The organism is Streptomyces sp. NPDC054840 (assembly GCF_053611065.1).
In genome coordinates this window covers 1-7,441 of the sequence record NZ_JBSGZP010000362.1, presented here as the reverse complement: position 1 = coordinate 7,441, position 7,441 = coordinate 1, and the positions used below count along the sequence as shown (strand labels likewise).

Sequence of the window (7,441 nt, the reverse complement as noted above, 5' to 3'; positions counted from 1 at the left end):
GGCCCGGGCCGGCGACGGCCGGCCCGGCCATGACCACCCCGTGACGAACGGGCTGGGCCGGGCGGCGGAGAAGGGCGACACGGCCGCCGTGCCATCCCGGCCGGCCGGGTAACCGAGGCCGACGCCTGGCTCCCCGGCGGCCGGCGGGCGCCGGACCCGGCCCCTGTGCGCCGGGCACGCGGAGGTCGGCCTGATCCGACGGCGGGTACTAGGCGTCCGGGGTCACCGAGGCGCGGTGCTGCTTGGCCAGCTCCCCGTACATCAGGGCGTTGACCTTGATGCCCTCGCGCTCCTCGTCGGTCAGCTCACGGCGCACCTTGGCGGGCACGCCCGCGACCAGTGAGCCGGGCGGGACGACCATGCCCTGCGGGACCAAGGCCTGCGCGGCCACCAGCGAGCCGGCGCCGATCACAGCGCCGTTCAGCACGGTCGCACCCATGCCGATCAGGCAGTCGTCCTCGACGGTGCAGCCGTGCACGACGGCGTTGTGGCCGATGGAGACGCGCTCGCCGATCGAGACCGGGAAGCCGGGGTCCACGTGCACCGTGCAGTTGTCCTGCACATTGCTGTCGGCGCCGAGCGTGATCGGGCCGCAGTCGGCGCGCAGCACCGCCGAGTACCAGATGCTCGCGCCGGCGGCGAGGGTGACGTCGCCGACCACGACCGAGGTCGGAGCCGTGAAGGCCGTCGGGTCGATGTCCGGGTGCTTGCCGCCGACACCCGCCACGAGTGCCTGAGCCGCCTGGTACGTCATGTTCTCTTCCTGCCGTTCGTCGTCCTGTTGCCGCGCTAACGGCACCGTAGGCCACGCGCGGCGCCGTGCCCGCGATGGGGTGAAGATCACAGGAGTGGGGTCGGGGCGACCCGGGTCCGGCGCACTACCGTGGCCGGGTGCCGAAGAAACAGAACACGTTCTCCTCACTGACGGCCGCGCGCCGCCGGCTGGCGAGCCGCGTGGTTCACACCGGCTGGCGCTGGATGCAGCAGGCCGGTGCGGTCACCGCGCAGACCCCGGGACGGCTCAGGTTCGGGGCGATCGGGGACGGCACCCGTCTCGCCTTCCCGCAGGGCACCGTCTTCGGTGAGCGGTGGATACAGCTCGGTGCGCACTGCATCATCGGGGAGCAGGTCACGCTCACCGCCGGAATGATGCCGGACCTCGACCTGGGCGCCGAGCCGATGCTCGTGCTCGGCGACGGGGTGGTCATCGGCCGGAACAGCCATGTCATCGCCGACGCCCGGATCACCATCGGGTCGAACACCTTCTGCGGCCCCGGCGTCTACATCACGTCCACCAACCACAGTTACGACGACCCGCACGAGCCCGTCGGCCGTCAGTGGCCGCGCAGTGAGCCCGTGGAGATCGGCCCGGGGTGCTGGCTCGGTACCGGCGCGGTGATCCTTCCGGGCGCGCGCCTCGGCCGCAACGTGGTGGTCGCCGCGGGCGCTGTCGTGCGCGGCGAGGTGCCCGACCATGCCGTGGTGGCGGGGGCGCCGGCGCGCATCGTACGGCGCTGGCAGCCGGAGACGGGCTGGCAGCCGCCCCTGCGCACGCCGACGCCGGTGCCCATCCCGGACGGGATGACCCCGGAGCAGCTGCGCGGTCTGGCCGAGCTCACCGAGGCCGAGCACTCGTAGGGACCCCGGAGCCGGAACCGCTCAGCCCGCGGCCAGGAGAACCGTTCCGGCGAGGGCCAGGCCGGCGCCCGCGGCCTGCACCGTGCGCAGCCGTTCCTTGAGAACGGCGAAGGCGGCGAGCGCGGTGATCACCGGGTAGAGCGAGGACAGCACGGCGGCCATGGTGACCGGGCCGTTCTGCGCGGCTATGGAGTACGTGCCGTTCGCCGCGACGTCCGCGAGCCCGACGAAGGCCAGTGCGGGCAGCAGTCCCCACAGGAGCTTCGGGCCCGTGCCGGCCGGAAGGGCGGGTATGCCGCGCCGGGTCTGCGTCCACAGGGCGGCTCCTCCGACGGCGACGTTGGTGACCCGCTGCACGAACAGGGCGAGGAACAGTCCGGTGATGGTGCTGGACGCCTCCGAGATCAGGGCCATCACCGCGCCGAAGCCGAAGGCCGCGACCAGGGTGAGGACGACTGCCTGCCGCTGGACGGGTGCGCCGCGCAGCTCCGGGCCGCCTGCGAGGACGATGCCGACGACTGCCACGGCGATCCCCGCGAACTGGCCGAGCCCGGGCCGCTCGCCCAACATCAGCCCGGCGGTGACGGGCACGACCACGCCCAGGGAACCCAGCGGCGAGACCACGCCCATCGGGCCGAGGGCCAGCGCCTTGTAGAAGCTGAGCATGGCGACAGGCCCGACCACGCCCGCGCCGACCGCGAACCACAGCTGTGGACCGGCCTCCCGCCAAGCGCCCGTGCCGAGGACCACCGCGCCGAGCACCACCACGGCGACGACCTGCGAGACGACGACCACCGTGAGCGCCGGGATCCGGCGGGTCAGCAGCCCGCCGCCGAAGTCGGCGAGACCCCACAGCACGGCTGTGGCCAGGGCGAAGAGGGCGGTCATGGAGCCTCGCAGTACAGTGCAGTGAACGCTGGAGTGCAGCATTGAACACAGGACACGTTAGTGCACTCTGTTGGACTGTGTCATCCAAAATATTGGACGGAATGGTGTCGGATCTCGAACAGCTCACCCAGGCGCTCGCCCGGAACCTCAAGCGGTGGCGCGGCGAGCGGGGTTTCACCCTGGATTCCCTGGCCGCTCGCGCGGGAGTGAGCCGCGGGATGATCATCCAGATCGAGCAGGCCCGTACGAACCCCAGCGTGGGCACCACGGTCAGGCTCGCCGACGCGCTGGGCGTCAGCATCTCCGCGCTCCTCGACCACGACCGGGGCCCGCAGGTCCGGATCGTCCAACCGGACCAGGTGGTGCGGATCTGGTCCAGCGAGGCGGGCAGTTCCACGACGATGCTGATCGGCACCGACGAGCGCGGCCCGATGGAGCTGTGGACCTGGCACCTGGTGCCGGGCGAGGGGACGGACTCCGTCGCGCACCCGTCCGGCACCATCGAGATGCTGCACGTCACGGCCGGGGAGCTGACCCTGGTGGTCGGCGAGGAGGAGTTCCGCGTCCCGGCCGGGGCCGCGGCCACCTTCGAGGCGAACCTCGCGCACTCCTACCGCAACGACGGCTCCGTACCGATGGAGATGACCCTCGCCGTGTCGGTCCCCCCGGTCTCGGCGCCGGTCCCCGCGCACGCGCACGGAGGCGCGCCGGCCCGGCCGGATCGGCAGGACACCTAGGCCGTTTCTTCCGGATCCTGCCGGGCCGGCCCGCCCGGCACGGCCCCTCGCCGCGTTGTCGGGGCACCCGAGTAGGTCCGGTACACGGGCGCCCCTCCGCCTTGCCAGGCACCGCACCGGACGACCTGGGCTCACCCGGCAAGCTCCGGAAGAGGAAGCCTAGAGCGCGGGGATCTCGATCGCGGGGCAGCGGTCCATGACCATCGTCAGCCCTGCCTCGCGGGTGCGGGCGTAGGCGGCCTCGTCGATCACGCCGAGCTGGAACCAGACGGCCTCGGCACCGATGGCGGCCGCCTGGTCGGCGACCGGACCGGCCAGCTCGCTGTTCACGAAGACGTCCACCACGTCCACCTTGAACGGGATGTCCGCCAGCGAGGCGTACCCGGGCTCGCCGTGCACGGTCTCGGCCTTCGGGTGCACGGGGATCACGCGCTTGCCGAACCGCTGGAGTACGCGCGCCACCCCGTAGGCCGCGCGGTCCTGGTTGTTCGACAGGCCCACCACGGCCCAGGTGTCGCCGAGCTCGGTGAGGATCTTGCGGATGGTTGCCGGATCGCCGTACACGTGTGCCGCCTCCTGGTGTTCTCGTCCCCGCCGGCCCTGACCGCGGCTTACCCGCCGCCCCGGACCGGCGCTCTGCCGGGTCAACCGAAACGGCCCGGGCGCGATTCCCCGCTCCCCGCTCCTCGCCGACCGCGGCGAGGTACCGGGACGGCCGGCCACGCGGCCGACGGGTCCACGTTCCATCCCTGCGGGAGCGGCCCGTCGCAGAAGACGCAGACGAAGTCCTCGTCCCGGACGACGTTCAGCTGCCCGCAGTGGAGGCACCTCCGGAACACCACCTCGTGGGTGAAGCCGCCCGGGCGCCCGATCCCGGCCGCGTCCAGGGCGTCCGCGACGGCCGGCCACGAGCAGGTGTCCGGGCAGTATCCCGTCGACTGGTTGCTCACCTCACGGACCACCCACCGCCCGGACTCCCGCCCGAAGGTCATCTCACCGGCGCTCAGCACCGTGCCTCCGCCGGCGCAGACCACGTGCTCGCTCCGCCGCGGCGCGAGCCGCAGCACACCGGCGCGGTCGACGACGAACGTGACCGGATCGGACAGCTCGGCCGCCGCCGGGCCCGACACCCAGCACGCGAACTCCTCGGCCGAGCGGATGCTCCGGCCCTCGCCTTCCGGCCGGACGAGCGCCCTCAGCTCGGCCGGTCCCACGTACCGATAGTTCCACCCCCGCAGTTCCATGTCCGCCAACCTAAGGGCTGTCCCGTGATCCCCGGTGGATCGGCGCATGGCGTCGGATGCGGTGCGTCGCAAGGCGGAGGCGCGTCTGCATACCGGGCGTATTCGGGCGCTCCGCCAACGCGGCGAGGTGCCGTGGCTGTCGTCGTGCCCCCGGCGGGGATCACGGGGCGTAGACCCAGGGGTCTACCCCGACCCCGACCTGCCACGGGCGGGCAGGGGCCCGTTCTGCACCGCTTAGGGTGGTGAGGTGAAGGCAGACCAGTACGTGACGGTGGCCCGTGAGGGCATGCACGAGTCCGAGATCAACCGCTCGCGATTCCTCTGCTCGCTCGCGCCCGCCGCGACCGAGCAGGAGGCCCAGGACTTCGTCGCGCGCATCCGCAAGGAGCACCCCACCGCCACGCACAACTGCTTCGCCTACGTCGTCGGCGCCGACGCGTCCGTCCAGAAGGCCAGCGACGACGGCGAGCCCGGCGGCACCGCCGGAGTGCCCATGCTGCAGATGCTCATGCGCCGCGACATCCGCTACGCGGTCGCCGTCGTCACCCGCTACTACGGCGGCGTGAAGCTCGGCGCCGGCGGGCTGATCAGGGCCTACGGCGGGGTCGTCGGCGAGGCTCTCGACGAGCTCGGCACGGTCACCCGGCGCCGCTACCGGCTGGCCACCGTCACCGTCGACCACCAGCGGGCCGGCAAGACCCAGAACGATCTGCGCTCCACCGGCCGGACCGTGGTGGACCTGCGCTACGGCGCCGAGGTGGAGATCGAGGTGGCCCTCCCGGAGGCGGACCTGCCCGCCTTCGAGGCCTGGCTCGCCGACACCACCGCGGGCAGCGCCGGTCTCACCCTCGGCGGAGAGACGTACGCGCCCTGAGCGCCCCCGGGGACGGGTTAGCGTAGAGGGGTTCAGCGAGCGGGAGACGACCAGGGGGAGACGGCATGCGCGGCGGGGCCGGCGAGTGAAGTTCCTGCACACCTCCGACTGGCACCTCGGCCGGGCTTTCCACCGCGTCAACCTGCTCGGCGCCCAGGCCGTCTTCATCGACCACCTCATCGAGACCGTGCGCGAACGCGAGGTCGACGCCGTCCTCGTCGCCGGCGACATCTACGACCGGGCCGTGCCCCCGCTGCCCGCCGTCGAGCTCTACGACCGGGCCCTGCACCGCCTCGCCGCCCTCGGCGTGCCCACCGTGATGATCTCCGGCAACCACGACTCCGCGCGCCGGCTCGGCGTCGGCGCCGGGCTGATCGACCGGGCCGGGATCCACCTGCGGACCGACCCGGCCGGCTGCGCCGACCCCGTCGTCCTGGCCGACGTACACGGCGACGTGGCGCTGTACGGTCTGCCGTACCTGGAACCCGCCCTGGTCAAGGACCAGTTCGGCGCGGAGAAGGTGAGTCACGAGGCGGTCCTCGGCGCCGCCATGGACCGGATCCGGGCCGACCTGGCCACCCGCGCGCCCGGCACCCGTTCGATCGTCCTCGCGCACGCCTTCGTCACGGGCGGACAGGCCAGCGACAGCGAGCGCGACATCACCGTCGGCGGGGTCGAGGCCGTACCCGCCTCGGTCTTCGACGGCGTGGACTACGCCGCCCTCGGCCACCTCCACGGCAGCCAGACCATCGACGAACGGGTCCGCTACTCCGGTTCCCCGCTCGCGTACTCCTTCTCCGAGGCCGACCACCGCAAGACCATGTGGCTGATAGAGCTGGGTGCGGACGGGGAGATCGTCCGCGCCGAGCGCGTCGACACCCCCGTACCCCGCGCCCTCGCCCGGCTGCGCGGACGGCTGGAGGACCTGTTGCGGGATCCGGCGCACCAGGTGCACGAGGACGCCTGGGTCGAGGCCACCCTCACCGACCCGGTCCGGCCCGACGACCCCATGGCCCGCCTCGCCGCCCGCTTCCCGCACACCCTCACCCTCGCCTTCGACCCCGAGGGCCGCCAGGAGGAGACCGGGGCCTCCTACGCCCAGCGGCTCAAGGGCCGCAGCGACCAGGAGATCGCGGAGGACTTCGTCGCCCACGTGCGCGGCGGCGGCCACGCGGACGAGGCCGAACGGGCGGTCCTGCAGGGCGCCTTCGACGACGTACGGGCCGACGACAGCCACCGGGAGACCCACCGATGAGGCTGCACCGACTGGCCGTGACCGCCTTCGGACCCTTCGCCGAGCCCCAGGAGATCGATTTCGACGCCCTGTCCGGCGCCGGTATCTTCCTGCTGCACGGACCCACCGGAGCCGGGAAGACCTCCGTGCTCGACGCCGTCTGCTACGCGCTCTACGGTTCCGTGCCCGGCCCCCGCCAGGCCCCCGGCACCACCCTGCGCAGCGACCACGCCGCCGCCCACACCCCGACCGAGGTCACCCTCGAACTCACCGCGGGCGGCCGCCGCCTGGAGATCACCCGCCGCCCCGAGCAGGAGCGCCCGAAGAAGCGCGGCACGGGCACCACGAAGGACAAGGCCCAGAGCCGGCTGCGCGAGCACACCGGCGAGGGCTGGGAGCCGCTCAGCCGCTCCCACCAGGAGATCGGCGAGGAGATCGAGCAGCTGCTCGGCATGAGCCGCGAGCAGTTCTGCCAGGTCGTGCTGCTGCCGCAGGGGGAGTTCGCAAAGTTCCTGCGCGCCGACGAGGCGGCCCGCGGCCGCCTGCTCGGCCGGCTCTTCGACACCCGCCGCTTCGCCGCCGTCGAGGCCCTGCTCGGCGAGCGCCGCCGGGCCGCCGAGGCCAAGGTCCGGGCCGGCGACGAGAAGGTGCTCCACACCGCACAGCGGCTCGCCCAGGCCGCCGGCGACAGCGCCGACCTGCGGGCCTGGCCGATGCCCGGCCACCAGCCGGGCGACCCCGGGCTCGCCGAGGCCGTCCGGGCCTGGGCGGCCGTCGCCCGGTGCGCGGCCCGCGAGCGCCTCGACGTCGCCGAGTACGCGCTGGC

At 73.2% G+C, this 7,441-nt stretch carries 9 protein-coding genes; 5 read left to right on the top strand and 4 right to left on the bottom strand.

The window, feature by feature from the left end; translation table 11 throughout:
* Positions 1–208: 208 nt before the first annotated feature.
* On the bottom strand, positions 209–754 hold the full coding sequence (locus ACWGIU_RS23670) for a gamma carbonic anhydrase family protein (protein WP_453708820.1): 546 nt from the start codon (positions 752–754) through the stop codon (positions 209–211).
* Positions 755–891: 137 nt separating this feature from the next.
* Between ACWGIU_RS23670 and ACWGIU_RS23665 the strand changes: the two genes are divergently transcribed.
* On the top strand, positions 892–1,638 hold the full coding sequence (locus ACWGIU_RS23665) for an acyltransferase (RefSeq protein ID WP_453708818.1): 747 nt from the start codon (positions 892–894) through the stop codon (positions 1,636–1,638).
* A 21-nt stretch (positions 1,639–1,659) separates the two neighbouring features.
* Here ACWGIU_RS23665 and ACWGIU_RS23660 read toward each other — a convergent pair whose 3' ends face one another.
* Positions 1,660–2,526, bottom strand: coding sequence for an EamA family transporter (locus ACWGIU_RS23660; RefSeq protein WP_453708816.1), 867 nt, complete (start codon positions 2,524–2,526; stop codon positions 1,660–1,662).
* Between the two features lie 104 nt (positions 2,527–2,630).
* On the opposite strand from ACWGIU_RS23660, the gene ACWGIU_RS23655 reads away from it, so the two are divergent.
* Positions 2,631–3,263, top strand: a complete 633-nt coding sequence (locus ACWGIU_RS23655; RefSeq protein WP_453708822.1) for a helix-turn-helix domain-containing protein — start codon at positions 2,631–2,633, stop codon at positions 3,261–3,263.
* 159 nt (positions 3,264–3,422) lie between these two features.
* On the opposite strand, the gene ACWGIU_RS23650 is transcribed toward ACWGIU_RS23655, so the two are convergent.
* Positions 3,423–3,827: a CoA-binding protein gene (locus ACWGIU_RS23650; protein ID WP_453708814.1), complete on the bottom strand. Its 405-nt coding sequence runs from the start codon at positions 3,825–3,827 to the stop codon at positions 3,423–3,425.
* 80 nt (positions 3,828–3,907) lie between these two features.
* The gene (locus tag ACWGIU_RS23645; protein WP_453708812.1) at positions 3,908–4,507 is read right to left on the bottom strand and encodes a hypothetical protein; all 600 of its coding nucleotides are present in this window, start codon (positions 4,505–4,507) and stop codon (positions 3,908–3,910) included.
* A 247-nt stretch (positions 4,508–4,754) separates the two neighbouring features.
* On the opposite strand from ACWGIU_RS23645, the gene ACWGIU_RS23640 reads away from it, so the two are divergent.
* The 3 genes from ACWGIU_RS23640 to ACWGIU_RS23630 form a co-directional block, all read left to right on the top strand.
* A complete protein-coding gene (locus ACWGIU_RS23640; protein WP_030718947.1) occupies positions 4,755–5,381 on the top strand; it encodes a YigZ family protein in 627 nt (208 codons plus the stop codon).
* 85 nt (positions 5,382–5,466) lie between these two features.
* Positions 5,467–6,636: an exonuclease SbcCD subunit D gene (locus tag ACWGIU_RS23635; RefSeq protein WP_453708810.1), complete on the top strand. Its 1,170-nt coding sequence runs from the start codon at positions 5,467–5,469 to the stop codon at positions 6,634–6,636.
* Positions 6,633–7,441: AAA family ATPase (locus tag ACWGIU_RS23630; RefSeq protein ID WP_453708808.1), on the top strand; the 809-nt coding region annotated here is incomplete at its 3' end. The genes ACWGIU_RS23635 and ACWGIU_RS23630, both read left to right, overlap by 4 nt.

Bases quoted from the DNA above. Each gene is read 5' to 3' on its own strand.
- ACWGIU_RS23670 (WP_453708820.1), bottom strand. From the start codon at position 754: ATGACGTACCAGGCGGCTCAGGCACTCGTGGCGGGTGTCGGCGGCAAG.
- ACWGIU_RS23660 (WP_453708816.1), bottom strand. From the start codon at position 2,526: ATGACCGCCCTCTTCGCCCTGGCCACAGCCGTGCTGTGGGGTCTCGCC.
- ACWGIU_RS23645 (WP_453708812.1), bottom strand. From the start codon at position 4,507: ATGGAACTGCGGGGGTGGAACTATCGGTACGTGGGACCGGCCGAGCTG.